Annotated in this window: 13 protein-coding genes; 8 read left to right on the forward strand and 5 right to left on the reverse strand. The window is 35.1% G+C overall.

Going from position 1 to position 19,249, the window contains the following annotated elements:
* Nucleotides 1–113: 113 nt before the first annotated feature.
* Nucleotides 114–2,861, forward strand: coding sequence for a rhomboid family intramembrane serine protease (locus tag OQ292_RS11575; protein ID WP_284682290.1), 2,748 nt, complete (start codon nucleotides 114–116; stop codon nucleotides 2,859–2,861).
* Here the strand turns inward: OQ292_RS11575 and proC are convergent.
* The 4 genes from proC to bshA all read right to left on the reverse strand — a co-directional run bounded on the left by proC (nucleotide 2,858) and on the right by bshA (nucleotide 10,580).
* Entirely contained in the window at nucleotides 2,858–3,670 is an 813-nt protein-coding gene (gene proC, locus OQ292_RS11580) for a pyrroline-5-carboxylate reductase (RefSeq protein WP_284682291.1), read from the reverse strand. The genes OQ292_RS11575 and proC overlap by 4 nt on opposite strands.
* Before the next feature lie 543 nt (nucleotides 3,671–4,213).
* Complete coding sequence (locus tag OQ292_RS11585) at nucleotides 4,214–5,620, reverse strand: vanadium-dependent haloperoxidase (RefSeq protein ID WP_284682292.1); 1,407 nt, start codon at nucleotides 5,618–5,620, stop codon at nucleotides 4,214–4,216.
* 259 nt (nucleotides 5,621–5,879) lie between these two features.
* Nucleotides 5,880–9,311 carry a VCBS repeat-containing protein gene (locus OQ292_RS11590; RefSeq protein WP_284682293.1) on the reverse strand — a complete coding sequence of 1,144 codons (3,432 nt, stop codon included), beginning with the start codon at nucleotides 9,309–9,311 and terminating at the stop codon, nucleotides 5,880–5,882.
* A gap of 132 nt (nucleotides 9,312–9,443) precedes the next feature.
* Nucleotides 9,444–10,580, reverse strand: coding sequence for an N-acetyl-alpha-D-glucosaminyl L-malate synthase BshA (gene bshA, locus OQ292_RS11595; protein WP_284682294.1), 1,137 nt, complete (start codon nucleotides 10,578–10,580; stop codon nucleotides 9,444–9,446).
* 288 nt (nucleotides 10,581–10,868) lie between these two features.
* Between bshA and OQ292_RS11600 the strand changes: the two genes are divergently transcribed.
* The 7 genes from OQ292_RS11600 (at nucleotide 10,869) to hflX (ending at nucleotide 16,720) form a co-directional block, all read left to right on the forward strand.
* Complete coding sequence (locus OQ292_RS11600; protein WP_284682295.1) at nucleotides 10,869–11,852, forward strand: radical SAM protein; 984 nt, start codon at nucleotides 10,869–10,871, stop codon at nucleotides 11,850–11,852.
* Between the two features lie 33 nt (nucleotides 11,853–11,885).
* Entirely contained in the window at nucleotides 11,886–12,407 is a 522-nt protein-coding gene (locus OQ292_RS11605; protein WP_284682296.1) for an NUDIX hydrolase, read from the forward strand.
* 146 nt (nucleotides 12,408–12,553) lie between these two features.
* A complete protein-coding gene (locus tag OQ292_RS11610; RefSeq protein WP_284682297.1) occupies nucleotides 12,554–13,177 on the forward strand; it encodes a hypothetical protein in 624 nt (207 codons plus the stop codon).
* A gap of 179 nt (nucleotides 13,178–13,356) precedes the next feature.
* Nucleotides 13,357–14,121, forward strand: a complete 765-nt coding sequence (locus OQ292_RS11615) for a hypothetical protein (protein WP_284682298.1) — start codon at nucleotides 13,357–13,359, stop codon at nucleotides 14,119–14,121.
* A gap of 149 nt (nucleotides 14,122–14,270) precedes the next feature.
* Nucleotides 14,271–15,146: a lipoyl synthase gene (lipA, locus tag OQ292_RS11620; RefSeq protein WP_284682299.1), complete on the forward strand. Its 876-nt coding sequence runs from the start codon at nucleotides 14,271–14,273 to the stop codon at nucleotides 15,144–15,146.
* Between the two features lie 94 nt (nucleotides 15,147–15,240).
* Entirely contained in the window at nucleotides 15,241–15,480 is a 240-nt protein-coding gene (locus tag OQ292_RS11625) for a cytochrome b5-like heme/steroid binding domain-containing protein (protein ID WP_284682300.1), read from the forward strand.
* A gap of 4 nt (nucleotides 15,481–15,484) precedes the next feature.
* Nucleotides 15,485–16,720, forward strand: a complete 1,236-nt coding sequence (gene hflX / locus OQ292_RS11630) for a GTPase HflX (RefSeq protein WP_284682301.1) — start codon at nucleotides 15,485–15,487, stop codon at nucleotides 16,718–16,720.
* Nucleotides 16,721–16,734: 14 nt separating this feature from the next.
* Here hflX and OQ292_RS11635 read toward each other — a convergent pair whose 3' ends face one another.
* The gene (locus OQ292_RS11635; protein WP_284682302.1) at nucleotides 16,735–19,224 is read right to left on the reverse strand and encodes a GIN domain-containing protein; all 2,490 of its coding nucleotides are present in this window, start codon (nucleotides 19,222–19,224) and stop codon (nucleotides 16,735–16,737) included.
* Nucleotides 19,225–19,249 lie beyond the last annotated feature (25 nt).

The following is a 19,249-nucleotide window of genomic DNA, read 5'->3' on the forward strand; positions in this document are numbered from 1 at the left end:
CATATTGTTTTAATCGCACTAAATTAACAGCTATAATGAGTAGATTTTAATATTTTCTTGTTGTCACCATAGTAACCTGGTGTATTCTTTAAATTAAGTAGATACTAAATCATATGTCTTTTGGATTTCCTCCCCTCGCCGAGGAAGAGATAAGTTATCGTCAACTAACTAAAACACAATTTTTGGTGCTTGCAGAAGAGTCGTTAAGAAAAAATGGCTGGTCTGTTGAAGTGCTAAGTTTGCATGGAATTACTGCCAGAACTGAGCCTACCATAAAGAATCCGGGAGAAAGAATTGTAATTCGTTTGCGAGATACTGCGTGCAAAATTACCAGTTACTCGCTTGGTAGAACCTTTTTCGATAAAGGGCTTAATGAAAAAAATATTCAGACATTTAAGGCGAGTTTAACAGAGTCTATAAAATTTGCCGATCTAGAAAAAATTAATCTGAGTTACCTCAAATTGTCAGATTATATTTCTGAAAATAAACATCCGCTATTAAAAGTACCTGCATCTACTGAAGAACAACTGAGCCAAGCATTTAGCAATTTACTTCCTAAAAAGGGCATTACAGTCACTGCGGTAATCATTAGTATCAATGTGCTAATTTATTTGGCGATGATATTATCAGGTATCGATTTTCTTACACCAGATGTAATGAAGTTGGTTGATTGGGGGGCTAACATTAGAAGTCATACACTTGATGGCGAATGGTGGAGATTAGTTAGCTGTACATTTTTGCATTATGGTTTACTTCACATAGCTATGAATATGTGGGTGCTGTATGATATTGGAAATTTTGTAGAAAGCATAATTGGTAAAGTTAAATTTATCGGAGCTTATTTACTTTCTGGAATAGCAGGTAGTATTACTAGTTTGTGGTGGCACGACCAAGTAGTGGGGGTAGGTGCATCGGGTGCTATTTTTGGTTTATTTGGTGTTTTTTTAGCTATTAATTCTACTGGGCATATCGATAGAGCTTTCAATCAAAAAATGCAGCGAAATATCCTGTTTTTTGTATTGTTTAGTTTAGGTATAGGCTGGGTTGTTCCTCAGTTCGATAATGCAGGTCACATTGGAGGATTAATAGGAGGAGTAATTACCGGCTTATTTTTGCTACCTAATTTGCTACAAAGAGGACCAGTTCTTTTGAGAAGCTATCCAATTTTATTTGCCTCTTTCATCTTAATTCCATCTACTGTATTGGTATTGTCTTTTACTTCCAATTGGACGGTGTATTATAACAGATCAATGGATGCGTATTCTGAAAATGAAGAAAAGGCAATGGAGTATTATGGGTTTTCAGAAGAAACAGCACCAGAGGCTAAAATTTCTTTCCTTAAAAACACTGGTATTGAATTATGGAAAGATAACATTGATATAGCTCAAGATATAAAAGATCTTTACGGTTTGCCACCTGAATATATTAAAAGAGCTATGTTGCTAGAGCAGTATGCATCTCTCCGCAAAGAACTTTTTGAAAACTTACTCATCAGCGAAGAAAAAACTGGCAAAAATGTAAATAATGAGATTGCCTCTTTAAGCAAAGACATTCGAGATATTCTCATACAGTTAAACCCTGATCAGCCAAGTTACATAATGGAACGGGCAGAGGAGAATATGAAAAAAGGCAATTACGCTGCTGCATTGGAAGATGCGAATACTTTAATAAGTTTATTACCATCTCGAACAAGTCTGTATGACTTTAGAGCAAGGGTTTATAGAAATCTACAACGTTTTGATGATGCAATAAAAGATTACGATCAGATAATAAAAATGGAAGTGCTGGCATCAACATCTTCTAAATCAGAAGTGCCTTCTGTTGGCATTTATATAGATAAAGGTTTTTGTCTTTCGAGATTAGGCAAACACCAAGAGGCAATAGAGGCATATAATAAGGCATTAGAGGCTTCTCCAGATAATGCTATTGCTTATAATTATAGAGGTTGGTCTTATTTTCAGTTAAACGAAAATGATAACGCGCTTAAAGATTACAGAAAAGCATTACAGTTATTTCCCGGCTTAGGAACTACGATTAGCAATTTGGGTTTGCTCAAATATTATATGGGCGAAAAAGACAGCGCAACTTATTACCTCAAAAAAGCAATTACTTACGACAATACACTTGATTTCCCACATCAGGTATTGGGTAGGTTTGAAAATGGTAAAGGAAACGATGCAGCTGCTTTGGTACATTACAATGATGCTATCGAGTCTGATCCTTTAGATGCAAATAACTATTACCTCAGAGCCATGACACTTTTGAGTTTAGGGAAATTAGAAGCATTAGAAGATATCGAAAAAGCATTGGCACTGAACCCACATGATGCAGACTATTTTAGAGTTTTGGCCGATGTGCAATATCAATTATTTGGTTTGAAAGATGCTGCATTAATGAATTATTCTACAGCGATTGCCATGCAGCCTAATGAAAAGTATCAGTATATCTACCGATCAGATTTTTATCTGGGCCAGAAAATGTATGAAGAGGCACTACAAGATTACCAAAAAGTTTTGATGCTCGATTCTGCCTATTCCAGTGCATGGGGCAACTCCGGCTGGATAAAATACTTGCAAGGTGACTATCAAGCCACAGTAGATTATTCTCAAAAAGCCATTGAGTTAGATTCTACTGCGATTTATGCCATGTATAACCTCGCCCTTGCCGAATTAAATCTGGGAAACACACAAAAAGCGAAAGAATTATATATCGATTTTCGTGAGAAGGACTTAAAACACGATGGCGTGGTAAATTCTGGTGCTATTTCAGATTTAAAGGATATGATAACAGATAACCGAAAAACAGATGAGGCGGCATGTATCCTAAAAGAAGTATTTAAGGAAGATATTACTCTTCCTTAAAAATCATCTGCAATTACATCAATCTTATTAAATGAAGTAATAATACCTTTTATCAAAGCAGAGCTAAAACCTTGGTGTTCCATTTCGTTTAATCCTGCTATAGTACAACCTTGTGGAGTAGTTACTTTGTCAATCTCTCTTTCAGGGTGTTGGCCTCTCTCCAATAGAAGTGATGCTGCTCCTTTTACTGTTTGTGCAGCAATTAATTGAGCAACTTCAGCATTAAATCCAATTTCAATTCCTCCTTGAGACTGCGCTCTAATGTAGCGTAAAGCATAGGCAATTCCGCAAGCACCAAGTACTGTTGAAGCTGCCATTAGGTTTTCGTCGATAATTACAGCTTTACCCAGTGTGTTAAAAATTTTAACTACTTCTTCTTGTTGCTCTGCAGTAGCGTTATTGCTTGCAATACAAGTCATAGACTCTCTAATTGCTACCGCAGTATTAGGCATTGCTCTAAATATGCTTATTCTGTTTCCCACTACGCTTTCCATATTGCTAAGGCTCACACCAGTAATTACAGAAATCAATATCTGGTTTTCTTCATTTAAGACTGGCTTTATCTCTTCTAGTATAGCTCTTATTTGCTTTGGTTTTACAGCAAGCAAGATAATATCTGCATTTTGAGCGGCTCTTTTATTATTACTATCAATCTGGATTTTTTGCTCTACCAGATATTCTATTTTTTCAACTTTTCTTCTAGTCACACAAATATTTTCTGGAGAGATTAGGCCACTACTTGCAATGCCTTCAGCGATTGATGCTCCTAAGTTTCCTCCTCCGATTATTGCTATTGATTTGTTTTTCATATGTTTATTATTTCCTTAATTGAAGGTTTAAAAGTACAAATACTTTTAGCGAGGAGGAATAATTTAGCTAATATCTTAAGGAGCTTTTAGAGAATTAAACAAGAAAGGAGGGAATAAAAAAAAGCACCACCCATGGAGTAGTGGTGCTAAATCAGATCATAAAGCAATACGTTTTATAGATATTGCCTGCCGGCCGAAAGACTTTTTGCACAAGTAATGTATATTAAATGTAATTATTTTAAGCTTATTATTAAGATTATTCTAAAAAATATGAGATTTTTTTACAATTATGTTTTGTAATGATCTCTAATATAATGATTTTTTTAATTTTTCAGCTATGGATTTAGGATTTTAAATAGAGTTGAATTATACCAGATATGCATTGAAAAATACCTAACTGATTTTGTATTATTGATGTTACTTATAATAGAGAGTTAAAAAATTTGGAGATAGCAAAATATGTTTCTTCTAGCATATATTGCAAAAAGGAAGTGGGTTTAGATGAAAGCCGGGGAATTTGGATTTAATCCAACCCCGGTTTTTTTATTCACTTTTCTCCGCCAACTGATTATTTCTGGTATGTAGATTATTCTGAATAAACCCGCCAATTTCTCTACCTTGAGCCACTCCGTTTTTTATCGCAGGCATATAGTGGATACCTCCATAAAGTCTGCTAATAGCTGCTTCCTCAGAAGCTTGGATAAAGGAGGTGTAGTTTCTTGGTGGCAAGCCATATTCTGTTTCTGTTGAATCTATGTAACTAAAATTATCTCCGATTAAGTTGGTTAAAGCAACCGCAGCAGCAGAAGAAATTACACTGTGTCCACTAGTGTACTCTGGGAATGGCGGAGTTTGTAAAAGTGGTAGCCAGTCTTCATCGATATACTCATTAATTACTGTTTCTGGTCTTATTAGATTACTTCTGTACTTTTCATCCCAGCAGCTAATAAAAGCATCCATAAGCGAAACAGAAACTACTGTGTATGCTTCTACAGTTTTCATAAAATCTAGGTTAGCTTGTTTGCCAGCAATAGAAGTAATTCCGATCCAATGGCCGCCCGGAGTAATTTTTTTAATAGCAAACATCGCATGACCTCTATGATTAGAAACATAAGGGTTACAATCCCAGAATTTTGCAATGCTATGTTGTTCGTCGTCCAGATTGTTTACTGTTTCATATACTTCCATCACTTCTTTATAAAATTCACTGTTTTTATCTAAGCCAAATGCAGAAGGTCTGGCTGGTACAAACTGATTGCATGAGTCGATAACAAAAGGTCTAATTTTGCTCCAATGTGGCTCAATACCTTCCATGTAATCTGGGGGAGTAGGTTTCCAGCGCCCAGTTTCTTCTGTTACTGTAAACTTAGGGAAAGTACGAGTCTGCTTGTAATTATCGCTTCCAGACCATTGTATAATATGTTTGGCAACCTGCTCACCATAAGCCATCGATCTGTCATAAACCTCTTGTGAAATACCAGAATTTTTAAAGTCGTTGTAAATCTCTTGTTGATAACTTTCCATTTTATCTTCTGAGAAAATCATGGTTTTTCCTGTCATTAGAAAGGCATTGATCGCAGCAAGAGGGAAACAGTATTCTTTGTTTTTATCTGCTTGAGGAACATCTTTTAAATCTGTAAGTTGATTTTGCAGAGATCTAAATTCCGGATTTTCTTGTACCATAATTTCATAGGCAGCAATAGAAGGATAAGAGTAAATTCTGCTTGCTACTGGTGGTGAGAATATGTCGTGTACAATAATATCTGTGAGTTTTTTCATGCTTCTGTGAAAAATCTCAGGATCGTTTACATCTATACTTGTTTGGGTTTCTTGGTTCTCTTCTTTTTCACAAGAAACTAAAGTGAAAGAAAAGAAAAGAATAGCACTCAGTATTTTTAATGCATGTCTGGCAGATTTAAAACCGAATGTATGTACTGGGTAAAGTTTCATTTTCAAAATAGTTTTATTCGTTGTTTTAAATAATTAGGCAAAGGTTAGTGATACTAGTACTCTGTAATATTATATAATAGCCATATTGGATTTAGCCCAAATCGAATTATTTAATTCCTTGAGTTAAGTTGTAAGTGTTTACTTATGTAATTTACAACTGTTTGTTAGTAAATATGATACTGGTTGATATTCTTTAAGAAAAAAGAAATAAAAAGGGTTCAATTTGAAAATTTATTAATTTGATTTAAATAATCATCAATTATTGAATTGATTTTTCAGAATTATTTATTTCAAAAAATAAAGGAGAAGCATTGTTTATAGCTGTAACGATTAGTTTTTTTCCATTTACTTCGATAATAGCCATTTTTCTGCACTCACCTTCGAGCCATAATCCGTGTGCTCTGTTTGGTAAATAAGAGAATGAGTTTGCTCCTGAGTTTAGCAATAAAGTACCAAAGCTGGCATCGTATTTACCTAAAGCCGGACCAACGCCCCAGAAGTTCCCGGCAGTGAGCAAATCTTTTTTACCATCGCCATTAAAATCTTCTGCTATAATCGCATATACTGGTGAAAACTGCGCTTCAACAGGCAAAGTTTGCATGGTAAATTGATTGTGCCCATTGTTGATAAATATGGCAGAAGCCAATTCCTGAATGTCTTTTTCTACTGCATTTTGCCTTTTTTCAGCATTAAAAATCTCGTTTATTTTCTTCTGAGAAAATTGAGTATAAGTAGGAAATGCTTTTCTAATATAAGCCATTTGGTCGATTAATTCATCTCTGCCAGCCATTGTATAGGCTTGCTTATTTCCATCTAATGATCTTTTATAATATGAAATGATCGGGTCAGTATTTCCATTGCCATCTAAGTCTTTAACAAAAAGTTGTAGCGGTTGATTTCCTGATGCTTTAAGATTGCTGTTTAATCCTAGATTACCAGCTATAATATCTGTATCTCCATCATTATCAATATCTGTTGTGGTAATAGTTTGCCACCAACCTGAGTAGGGTTTTAAACCATTTGTATCAGTAGTCTCTGTGAAGTTACCTTCATTATTTTCAAAATATCTAATCGGCATCCAACTACCACAAATTACCAAATCAGGATAATCGCTTTCATTGTTTGTAACCCACACCGCATCTGTAAGCATACCTGCTTTTTTTAATGCCGGAATTTTTTCTGAAGTTACATCTTTAAACTGACCTTTTCCATTGTTTTCTAAAAGGTAAGATGAGGCAGATAAACCATAAGAACCAGGAATGTTTCTAACTCCGATAAAAATATCCATATCACCATCTTTGTCAAAATCAGCAGGTTTTATTGTTGCAGTATTTTCATTAATTGGAGGAAGTGCATCCATATCTTTACTAAAGATACCTCGCCCATTATTTAAATAGAGCCTGTCTTGTAGTAAAGGTTTTCCCTGTTCTAACTGGTTACCTGCAGAAGCTACGAGCAAATCCAAATCTTGATCATTATCTGCATCGAAAAATAAAGCATCTACATCTTCGAATAACCTATCTTGCTGAAAACCTGGATTCGTTAGTTCTTCAAAACTTTCATCGCTTAATTGCACATATAGTTTTCCCTTTTGTCCTGCTGCTCCGCCAAAATAGATATCATCCAATCCATCACCATTTACATCACCAGTTGCTAAAGCCGGGCCTTGTGTAGAAAGCAAATGCGGCATAAGTCGCTCAGCATTAAAGTCGGTGTATTTGTTTTCGGAGTGTTTTAAATCTATACCAGTAGGCTTGCTATTGGTAAATAAGGCAGGTTGAGGGTTTTGTTTTTTTTCGAGATAAGATTTTAATGTAAGTGGGGAAGAAGCATTTTGTATATCAAATTCCAATTGCTTGGTGTATGGAATGTTTTCTACTGTTTCATGTTTTCCATTTGGCCAGAAAACACTAATTCTATCAATAATTGAATCTGTGGAATTGCCTAAGCCAAATAGTAATTCATGTGATGTAGCAGACTGAAAACCTTTGGTAGGATTATTTTCTTGATAGTAAGTATTTCCATTATCTTCAATTACTACTTTGCTGTTAAGCCCTTTAAAATTCTCTTTGTTTCCTTTGAGCTTAATTTTGATTGAAGGTTGCTTACTGTTATTTCTATAGATTGAAGCAACTGCATTGATGTTATTCACCACCAAATCTTGGTCGCCATCATTGTCTAAATCTGTGAATAAAGCGCCGTTTGAGAATCCTTTTTCATCGAGCCCCCAATCTTTTTGAACTTGCTTAAAACTGATGGTTGAGTCGCCACTAGTGTTAGCAAAAGCATAGTTGGCTAAAGGCACCGAAGGCATTTGTAATATTACTTTGAGATTATCTGAGGTTATTCCGCTATTTAAAGAGCGCTTAATGTTATCGTCGGAAATGTGTTTGAGATAATCCATATCGTTTGGTCTGCGGAAGATACCATTGCTAATAAAAATATCTTTGTAGCCATTATTATCAAAATCGCAGATGAGAGAAGACCAGCTCCAATCGGTAGCATCTATACCTGCTAATTGCCCAATTTCACTCATTTTAATTTGCCCAGTTTGTTGGTCGAGCCCCTGATTTAATTGCAGGTTGTTTCTTGCAAATTGATAGTAATAGCCATAACCCAGTTTAAACTGGTAGATTTCGTATGAGTCTTCCGGAGCCGAAGATTTTAAAATTTCTTCAAACTCAGGTTTCATATCTAGGCTGATTAGGTCGGGTAGGGCATCATTATTTATATCGGCAGCATCTACACCCATCGTAAACCTGCTACTATGGCCTGCTATATTTTGAAATTGATCAGTAAAAGTACCATCGCAATTGTTGATGTATAAGTAATCATTTTCGTGAAAGTCGTTACCGATGTAAATATCTGGGCAGCCATCCAAATTAAAATCTGAAACGGCAATGCCTAAACCGTAACCGATTTGACTGCTTAGAATTCCTGCTTCTTTGGTAACTTCAACAAATCCCGGTTTACCGCTTTCTAATGTATTTTTAAATAATCTATCGCCTGCTTTTTTATCAGTGAGGTTGCGGAGAGATTCTCCCTCGCCATAGCTTCTTTCTGTATGTACCGAGTGATTGAGTAGGTACATATCGAGATCGCCATCATTATCGTAATCTAAAAATGCAGATTGAGTAGAAAAGCCTGAAAAGTACAAACCATACTCTTTAGAAGATTCTTTAAAAGTAGGAATCCCACTTTCGTTTAATCCTTGGTGGATGTAAAGTTTGTTACTGCCTTCAAAACCTCTATATCCACCACCTACACGGCAAACATAGATATCTTGCCAGCCATCGCCATTCACATCGGCAAAGTTTACACCTGTAGACCATTCGCTGCTTGTATCAATGCCTGCTAGTAGTGTAATATCTTCAAACTGGAAGTTGCCTTTGTTGAGATACAGCTTATCTGAAGACATGTTTGCCGTAAAAAAAAGCTCGGGATAACCGTTGTTGGTTAAATCTGCTGCTGCACCACCACCACCATTAAAGAAGTAGAGGTAATTAAGAATATTGAATTTTTCATTTTCATTTAGATTGTTAGAAAAGTTTACTCCGGTGTTATCCGCAGTTACTTTTGTAAACAGCTTTTCATTTTCTTCTTTTACTAGACCTGGTTCACAGGAAGTTAGAAGAAAAAACAAAGTAAAAGCTGTTAGTATATACTTGTTATTTCCTTGGAAACTGCCCATAATCTGCTATATAAAAAGATTAGTAGTAAATTTCAATAAATGTTTGTCGAAAGGGGGATATAAAATAAAAAGCTACTTGAATATCAGTTATTTACAGATACAAGCAGCTTTAATATTTTTCAGTTTTTGGGCTTACACTACGTTCATTACTTTGTCGAGCACTTTCTCGTAATGAGCTTCATATACAGGCAAAATATTAGTTACATCAAACTCTTTAGCACGTTTTAAAGCATTTTCTTTAAATATTGGCAATCTGTTTTCAGTAAATATATGAATTGCATTTTTTGCCATTTCTTCCACATTACCTACCTCACTGGTAAATCCAGTAATACCATTTACATTAAGTTCTGGAATACCTCCAGCATTACTAGAAATTACAGGTACTTCACAAGCCATAGCCTCAAGTGCAGCTAAACCGAAACTTTCTTTTTCAGAAGGCATCATAAATAAATCTCCTACAGAAAGTACTTCTTCTACGGCTTCTAGTTTTCCTAGAAAGCGAACATCTTCAATAATGCCCATCTCCATGCATAAGTCTTCAATTCTTCTTCTTTCAGGGCCATCGCCAACTAAAAGTAGCTTTGAGGGAACAACTTTGTTTACTTTGCAAAAGACTTTTACTACATCATCTACACGCTTTACTTTTCTAAAGTTAGAGGTGTGAATAATCAGTTTTTCATCATTCGGGCAAATCGCTTTCTTAAAATGCTCTTTCTTTTGCTTTTTAAAGCGGTTCAGATCAATAAAGTTAGGAATCACTTCGATATCATTTTGAATATCAAAATGTTCGTAAGTTTCTCTCTTAAGATCATGTGAAACAGAAGTAACTCCGTCTGACTGATTAATACTGAAAGAAACTACAGGCTCATAACTTTCGTCTTTGCCAACTAGCGTAATATCTGTACCGTGCAAAGTGGTTACTACCGGAATTCGAATGCCTTTTGTTGCCAGAATTTGTTTTGCCATATATGCAGCAGAAGCATGAGGAATGGCGTAATGAACATGCAGCAAGTCTAGTTTTTCGACTTGAACGATGTTTACCATTTTACTGGCCAAAGCAAGTTCGTAAGGCGGATATTCGAATAGTGGATAAGTTCTAATATCCACTTTATGATAGTAAATATTTTCTGAGAAAAAGTCTAAACGAGTTGGTTGGGAGTATGTAATGAAATGAACTTTATGTCCTTCATTGGCTAGAGCTTTGCCTAACTCTGTAGCTACAACACCGCTACCTCCATATGTTGGGTAGCAAACAATACCGATTTTCATCTGTGGTAATAGTAATTTTTTTTTTCCATATAATCAGGTAGTTAGTAAGCTCTCTTTATTATCGAAAATGAAAGCAAAAATTATTACACCCGAGGATAGTGAACCAAACTCCTTTACAGGCGTATTTGAACACAATAATTTAAATACAAGCTAGAGTAATAATAAGTTCATTATATTTAGCCCGTATTCAATGAATTAATGGCTCACAACAGAGTTTTAATGTTAGGAACTTATGTTTTTAATCTGAGTTTAATTTACCGCAAAAATATAATTCTTTTACAAAAATAAATGCGTCTTATATCTCAACCTGTTTTATGCAACTATTATGTTACCTATCGCTGCAATGCAAAATGCAGCTTTTGTGATATCTGGGAGCGTCCTTCGCCATATATTACATTAGAAAATGCTCGGTGTAATATGGAAGATTTAAAGAAGTTGGGAGTAAAAGTAATTGATTTTACAGGGGGAGAACCGCTATTGCACAGAGATATAGACAAATTACTCGGCATAGCCAAAGAGCTAGGTTTTATTACAACCATTACTACTAATGCATTACTTTACCCCAAACTAGCCGAAAAGCTAAAGGGGAAAATTGATATGTTGCATTTTTCTCTAGATTCTGCTAACAAAGAAACACACGATGCAATGCGCGGGGTAAAATGCTTCGATTTTGTAATGAAGTCTATCGAAGTGGCCAGATCGATGGGAGAAAGACCAGATATTTTGATGACGGTCTTTAATGATAACATGCACGAAATTGAAGAAGTCCATCAAAAGATTTGCCTGCCAGAAAATTTGGTTTTAATACTCAATCCTGTTTTTGATTATAATGAAGTTGAAACGGGTGGGAGTATTTCTAAAGCCAACCTTTTGAAGTTGAAGAAATGGTCTGGCAAAAAAAATGTCTACCTCAACGATGCTTTTATAGAATTGAGGTTAGATGGAGGAAACCATATAGATAAACCAATATGTAAGGCAGGTAGTAGTACAATTGTAATTTCACCAGACAACAAATTAGTGTTGCCTTGTTACCATCTTGGGCTCGAAAAAGTAGCTATTGAAAATAATCTATACGAGATTTTTAGAAGTGAGAAAGTACAAAAAAGTATAGCCATGGAAGGCAGACATCCGGCTTGCGAGGGTTGTGTAATCAATTGCTACATGCAGCCGTCTTTTGCAGTTGAGATGAATAAATACTGGTGGAAGGCATTGCCAAGCACCATTAAATACAACATGATGAAACAAACTTGGAAAGAATTACTTCCTTTCTAAACCCATAAATCAAGTATTAATCTTTTTCGCAGCATGAAAGAATATATTATTGAAAATAACCAAGAAGTAGACTTAACTAAGCTAGAAGCAGATTTTTTACCCGGAGATGTTTATGAAAAAGCGCATGCAGGTTTGGTGCAGTTTTGCCACGATATTTTAGTGGAGTATAATGGAGGTTTGTTGTTGGTAAAAAGGTCAAAATTGCCCGCGAGTGATATTTTATGGTCTTTAGGCGGAAGAGTAAAAAGAGGTGTAAAAACTGCTGATTCTGCTATTTTAAAAGTTAAGGAAGAATGTAACTTGGATGTTCAGGAAATTGTTTTTGTCGATTTTGCCCGCACATTTTTTCAAACAGCTCCTTTTGATCATGGTAAAGGAACAGATACTGTAAATGCGCTTTACTACGCTACTGCCACTGGTGAAATAAAATTAGATGAGCTACACACCGAGCCAATTCTTATAAAACAAAGCGATTATACAGAAGATTTTAGAGCCGATTTGCATCCTTATATGCGAGATTTTATGGATAAAGTAGTACCAATGATGAAAGGCTAGAAATAAATAAAGCTTTGGCTACTAAATAGAAAATAATATATAGCCTTAAAGGTTATTAAAAATGTAATTCAAGTGTGCCTGATTTTAGATAGAAATCAAGCATTTAGCAAAAAACTTGAAAATTTCATTTTTTTAAGGCTGGTACCATGGTTAATTTTTTTATATACAGCTTCTTACTTATCTCTTCAATAATAAATTGGGATAATCCATCAGGAATTAAGGTAATTATTCCCATGAAAGAGAAGCCTGCCGGATGTGAAAACGGCAAAGGACTCGAAATACACTCTGCATTTCTTATGGCCGATGAAGCAGGTCCTTATGAAATAGTTTTTTTCCTTCAAACCTATGAAGGGCAATGGGAAACGAAGAAATACACCTCAGAAAATATTGGAGATTTAAAACTCGACATTTCTTCTTGTAACTATACAGGTAACTACTTTAGTTTTCCTTATAGAAAAGGAGCAGAAGTAGATATACCAGATGCTACCAAAATAAATGAGAGACATAGTAGTCTCGGCGATCAGCCAAAATTTAAAATTGAAAAAATCTCCAAAATGGAAACTTGCGATGGTGTTTCTTTTCAAAATGGTAAGGTATTTACACCCAATGGAGAAGAGGTGAGTATTACTGTTTTTTTTGAAAAGAAAGATGGTCATTGGAGAAAGAAAGAATTGTTATACACAGGTTCAGGCGATATTTTTCTTGATGTAGATGGATGTGACCTTACAGGAAAATATAAGTCTAGAGTCGTTGTAAAAAGAACTTTTTAGCACTTTTAAGTGTCTTGAATTTAAGGGTATACTAGTTCATCTCCAGCATATTGAAGTATTGAGCTTTTTGTGAAATTTTCAAAACCTTTTAATTCCACTTTTTAGTTTACAATATAGCTAACATACTTCCTACTAGCAGCCCAAATGCTCTCTCCATTTTATGTTTAACAATTAATGTTATGAAGCATGTGAACAAATACTTAAGAAAAAATAGCCCACTTTGGCTTACTATATGTCTGGTTTATTTGGCTAGCCAAGCAACCTATGCTCAGTTTTGGAATGAGGAAGACGAAGGTTATCTATACAAAAAAGAATTTACTTACGGAATTAACTTCAATACCAATGGTGGTTTAATTGGTGGAGCTACTTTTAAGTTCGCCAAAGTGATAAACCAAAAAATGTATCATAGCTATTCGTTTGAGTTTGTACATGTAAAAGACCCGAAAGAACAAAAGGCAACTAGTTTTTTAAGTGGAAATAATTTTGTTCCTGAAAAGAAAAACTACTTTTATATATTAAGACCTCAATACGGAAGAGAAATAGTTTTATTTAAAAAAGCCAAAGAACAAGGAGTACAAGTAAACTGGATAAACTCTGTAGGGCCAACTATAGGTTTGCTAGCACCATATCTAATACAGTATCGCTACCCAGATAATATTGTAAAAACAGAGCCATATGATCCTGATATTCATCAAAGTTTTGATGGAATAATTGGAGCTGGTTCTATTTTCGAAAGTTTGGCGAAATCTAAAATAAAACCGGGAGCCAGTTTAAAGTCTTCGCTGAGTTTTGAGTTCGGTACTTTTAATAATAGTGTTACCGGTTTTGAAGCAGGTTTTATGTTAGACACCTTCTTTAGCGATATACAATTGATGCATGATACACCAACTAAAAGAGTATATACTTCTGCATTTGTTACACTTTTTTATGGTTTCAGAAAATAAGATTAAAACTGGTTTTTTCTTTAATTAAATTCATGAACTTACTTTAAGAACTTATGTTAAAATATAAGGGCTGAATTATAGGAGAGTATTATCTTTTTAAATCAGCAATTGATACTTACTTTTGCATACACAAGAACAAAGGAGCATTCATGATTGAATTACCAGTAATATCATCGGAACCTAAAAAACGTAAACCCAACTGGCTTAGAGTAAAACTACCGGTAGGACCGGAGTTCAGAAAAGTTAGAAAACTGGTTGACGAATATAAATTACATACCATTTGTGAGAGCGGGAGTTGCCCAAATATGGGAGAGTGCTGGGGAGCAGGTACAGCTACTTTTATGATTTTAGGAAACGTTTGTACCAGAGGTTGTTCATTCTGTGCAGTGGCTACAGGAAGACCAACTGAGTACGACAAAGACGAGCCTAGAAGAGTTGCTGAAGCAATAAAGCTTATGCAGGTAAAACATGCAGTACTTACTTCAGTAAACCGTGACGAACTAAAAGATAGAGGAGCAGAGATTTGGTATCAGACTGTAAGAGAAATAAAGAGCATCAGTCCTGAAACAACTATTGAAACCCTAATTCCAGATACAAGAGGAAACTGGGAAGCTTTGGAAAGAATGATTTCTGCCGGACAGGAGGTAGTTTCTCACAACATGGAAACCGTAGAAAGCCTTTACAGGAGAGTAAGGCCACAAGCTAAATATCAGAGAAGTCTAGATCAAATAAAGAAAACAAAAGAATATGGCAAAAGAACTAAGTCTGGTGCCATGTTAGGATTAGGAGAGAAAGACGACGAAGTTTTTAAACTTATGGATGATCTAGCAGCTCATGGCCTAGATATTCTTACTCTTGGACAATATCTTCAACCAACTAAAATGCACATAGAAGTAGCTGAGTTTGTTCATCCTGATAAATTTGAATTCTTTAAGGAAGAAGGCTTAAAAAGAGGGATTAAATATGTGGAATCAGGACCGTTAGTACGTTCTTCTTACCATGCCGAAAAGCATGTAAATGTTTAATTGGCAAACCTTTTTTTGAGAAATAACTTATATAAATAGAAGGCTTCATGGTGCATTAAATGTATTATGAAGCCTTTTTGTGCCTTAATAAAAAATGGAGCTAAAAGAATATACCCGGTCGCAACTGGCTTTAAGAAATGGCAACGACCGACACGAAATCTGGGTGGCATATAAAGGGATGATTTACGATGTAGGGAGTTCCAGATTATGGCGTAATGGGAAACATTACGAACATTGGGCAGGGCAAGATTTAAGTGGAGAACTTGATAATGATGCTCCACATAATGCCAATGTGTTCGATAAATTTAAAATAGTAGGAAAACTTAAAAGCTGAATACTTGAAAAAAGAATTTTATTATACAGAAGAAGAACAGCCTACAGCGGTATTGGTTGCCTTGTCAACCGACAACCAGTCTGTAGAAAAAACGACAGAGTACTTAGATGAACTTGCATTTCTTGCAGAGACATTGGGAGTGAAAACATTAAAAACTTTCAGGCAAAAACTGCAAAAGCCCGATCCTAAATATTTTGTTGGTAAAGGAAAGCTAGAAGAGATAACAGCCTATGTAGAGGCCTATGATGTAGATATGATTATTTTTGATGATGACCTTTCTTCAGCACACATCAAAAATCTTGATAATACTATTAAAGAGCGGATGATTATTGACCGTAGTTTGCTCATCCTTCAAATTTTTATGAAGCGAGCACAAACTGCTCAGGCAAGAACTCAAGTAGAGTTAGCTCAGTATCAATACATGTTACCTCGCCTTACAAATTTATGGTCTCACCACTCTAGGCAACGAGGTGGTATTGGTATGCGTGGTCCGGGTGAAACCGAACTTGAAACGGATAAAAGGATAATTAGAGATAAAATCTCATTACTACAGAAGAAACTTGAGAAAATTTCAAAGCAAAGCGCAGTAAGAAGAAAATCTAGAGATAGAATGGTAAGGGTAGCATTAGTGGGTTATACCAATGTGGGTAAATCTACCATAATGCGAACCTTAGGTAAGGCAGATGTTTTTGCAGAAAATAAGCTTTTTGCAACTGTAGATTCTACAGTAAGAAAACTTACGCTAAACAACATTCCGTTTTTGTTGACAGACACTGTAGGTTTTATTAGAAAGTTGCCAACAACTTTAATTGAGAGTTTTAAATCTACTTTGGATGAGATTGTAGAAGCCGATCTATTATTACACGTAGTAGATATTTCGCACGATTCTTTTGAAGAACATATGGATGTAGTAAATAAAACACTACAGGAAATTGGTGCTGCTGATAAACCTTGTTTGCTGGTATTCAATAAAATAGATTTATTTCAAAATAAGGAGTACCCTCCATTTGAAGAGGATCACCCACCAGCAACTTTGGATGAGTTAAAAGCTACTTATTTAGGTAAAAACCCGGAAGCAGTTTTTATTTCGGCAGTTAATAAAGAAAACTTTGAAGAGTTTAGAAAAATTTTATTCAAAAAAATATCTAAGCTCTACTATGAGATTTACCCAAATCATTTAAACTATAGCTTAAATCAGCTTTGGTTAATGAATGGGATTGAGGTTGAAGATGAAGAGTAATATCTAATCATTCATTAAAAGTTAAATTGGTGATTATTATTTTCTTTAATCTCATTGATATGAAGTGACTCAGGAGTGCCTTTGTATTTGACAGAGCTGGTCTCAGATGCATTAATGCTTAAATGCTCACTGGCATTTATAAAGGCACTACTTAAACCTAAAGCTTCTACATTTATACTTTCAGCTTCAAAATCGTTGGCATCAACTTCCGAAGTGCCCATAACCCCTAAGTTGAGTAATTCGCTTCTTCCCTTTAGATTTAAATTAGATGCGCCAGTAACTTCTATACTTAGATTTTCTGCGTCTAAATCTGCATCGCAACTTACAGCTCCTACCAGTTTTAATCTCATTTTTGAGCTCGACAGATTGAGTATTTCACATTTTAATGCACCTTCTGCATAAATTTCATTTAGCTCAGGTACATTAATCGTGATTCGTAGTATTTCGTTGCTTCTGTTTGTTAAGTCGTTGTTTTCTTTGTGTCTTACAATTAAAGTATTGTCTTTAACATTTACCTTTAGGTTTTGCAGGTTTTTGTTTTCACCACGCGCTACAACTGAATACTTGTCTCCAGGAATAATCTCTACATCAAAAGCACCAGTAACTTGTAGTTTATTAAATTCTCCTTCTCTAAAATTAAAGTCAACTATATCTCTTTCATCACCAAAATCTGTTTTTTCATCAGGAGTACAAGTGATACAGTTTAGGCCTTTTTCTTCATCGAATTTCCAAATATTTCTGTCGCCAAGATTATTAAAAGAATAACCAGAAGCTTCTAATGAACTTTCTCTTAAAATAGATTCGATGTTTTCTGCTAATGTAAATTCTTTGCCATAAGGAATGTAAAGCATCAAATCTATCGTTTGCCCTCTAAATGGAGCATCTTCTTTTAGCTCAAAACTTGGATCAAACGAAAGGTTTGCTTCATCCACCTTGTATTTATATAAAATATTTTTAGCATTTTCTATCGCGTATTGTCTGGTTTTACCTCTCGACTCAATACGTTGTACTAGCTCAACTTCATCTTTATCGTGCCCGCTGATAGATAAGTTTACTAAATGAAATTCGTCATTTCTGCTATTATCATTTAAAGAGATGTTTAACCTTTCGTTTGGAACTTCATAAATCGAAGTTTCTTTAAAACTGCCACTCGCTTGTAGTTCTGTAAGAAATAAAGGAACAGTAACACCAGCACCAATTAATCCGATAATCCATATGCCCAATAAGCCCCAGTTTAATACTGGTTTTACAACCATTTTTCTTGCGATAAGGCAAGTACCTAATATGCCTACAAAAATGAATGGAACCCAGATAGAAACGAATGCGAAGAATACACCAACAGGTGGGATACTATTCTGTATCATTTCTAATGGAATCTGATTATCAATCATGATCTCATGAGCAGTGCCAGAGTAACCGTAAAAGATGGCTAGTGAAGAAACCAAGCCAATAGTTGTACCCATAGAAATGATTACTAGTAAAATTCCGATGAATACAGATACAATCGTGAAAAGTACTTTGGCAATAGGGCCTAAGTCACCACCTACATTATCTATAATTTTTGATATAAGTCTGAAAGGGAAAAGTAATATTTTAGCTAAAAGGCTTTCCTCTTCGTCTTCGTCAAAGTTTAGGCTGTCTTTAATTTTCTTCTCAATGTTTGAAAGTGTAATAGGTTCACCTTTCATTTGCATACGCTCTGTAATAGATTTTGCTTCTGGAGTGATGAACCAGATTATTAGATAAATTACAAAGCCAACGCCACCAAAAATACTGGAAAGCACAAAAAACAGACGAACTAAACTAGAATCTATACCAAAGAAGCTGCCTACACCCGAAGCTACACCACCCAAAACAGCATTTTCTCCATCTCTAAAAAGTCTTCTTACTTTTTCATCTTCTTCTAAATCTTCTGAACCTGGTATAAATATCCAAATGGCTACATACACTGCAAATACAAACCAAGGAGCGATAAATGTGATGAAAATATCGAAAACTGGAAGTAAGAATAACATTCTGATCCACAATGGATCTAAATTAAAATAGTGAGCAATACCTGAGCATACACCGCCAATAAGTTTTCTTTTTTCGTCTCTTAAAAAGGCTTTTTCTGTGAATCCTCTTTTTTCTTCGTAATGTTCTTTTCCAGTACCTTGTTTAACCGATTTTTGAGCTTTAGTAGCAGTATCTTGGTGTTGGAAACCAGCAGCAGCACCATAAGACTCGTCAATTATTTCTTCAGCAGCTTCAAAGTCAGATACTCTGCCCATGGTAGCTATTAGGCTATTCACATCTTCAAGTGTAATTACTTGCTTATGCTCAGATAGTTTTGAAAGAAATATTTCAGCTATTCGACTTTCTATGTCTACAATTATTTCAGAACTGTCTTCATAATTAGAAAAGTACCTGTTAATTGAAGACAAATAGTCTTTAAGCGTTTCGTAACCGTCTTCTTCAATGTGGAAAATGATTCCGCCAACATTGATGCTTATATTTTTTTTCATCACTAAATTATTTGTAATACTTTTT

This window comes from Chondrinema litorale (genome assembly GCF_026250525.1).
GTDB classification, from domain to species: Bacteria; Bacteroidota; Bacteroidia; order Cytophagales; family Flammeovirgaceae; genus Chondrinema; species Chondrinema litorale.

Excerpts from the sequence above, each read along its gene's own strand:
- OQ292_RS11575 (WP_284682290.1), top strand. The coding sequence starts at position 114 with ATGTCTTTTGGATTTCCTCCCCTCGCCGAGGAAGAGATAAGTTATCGT.
- OQ292_RS11625 (WP_284682300.1), top strand. The coding sequence starts at position 15,241 with ATGGAGCTAAAAGAATATACCCGGTCGCAACTGGCTTTAAGAAATGGC.
- bshA (WP_284682294.1), bottom strand. The coding sequence starts at position 10,580 with ATGAAAATCGGTATTGTTTGCTACCCAACATATGGAGGTAGCGGTGTT.
- proC (WP_284682291.1), bottom strand. The coding sequence starts at position 3,670 with ATGAAAAACAAATCAATAGCAATAATCGGAGGAGGAAACTTAGGAGCA.
- OQ292_RS11610 (WP_284682297.1), top strand. The coding sequence starts at position 12,554 with ATGGTTAATTTTTTTATATACAGCTTCTTACTTATCTCTTCAATAATA.
- OQ292_RS11635 (WP_284682302.1), bottom strand. The coding sequence starts at position 19,224 with ATGAAAAAAAATATAAGCATCAATGTTGGCGGAATCATTTTCCACATT.
- OQ292_RS11600 (WP_284682295.1), top strand. The coding sequence starts at position 10,869 with ATGCGTCTTATATCTCAACCTGTTTTATGCAACTATTATGTTACCTAT.
- OQ292_RS11615 (WP_284682298.1), top strand. The coding sequence starts at position 13,357 with ATGAAGCATGTGAACAAATACTTAAGAAAAAATAGCCCACTTTGGCTT.
- OQ292_RS11590 (WP_284682293.1), bottom strand. The coding sequence starts at position 9,311 with ATGGGCAGTTTCCAAGGAAATAACAAGTATATACTAACAGCTTTTACT.
- OQ292_RS11585 (WP_284682292.1), bottom strand. The coding sequence starts at position 5,620 with ATGAAACTTTACCCAGTACATACATTCGGTTTTAAATCTGCCAGACAT.
- OQ292_RS11605 (WP_284682296.1), top strand. The coding sequence starts at position 11,886 with ATGAAAGAATATATTATTGAAAATAACCAAGAAGTAGACTTAACTAAG.
- lipA (WP_284682299.1), top strand. The coding sequence starts at position 14,271 with ATGATTGAATTACCAGTAATATCATCGGAACCTAAAAAACGTAAACCC.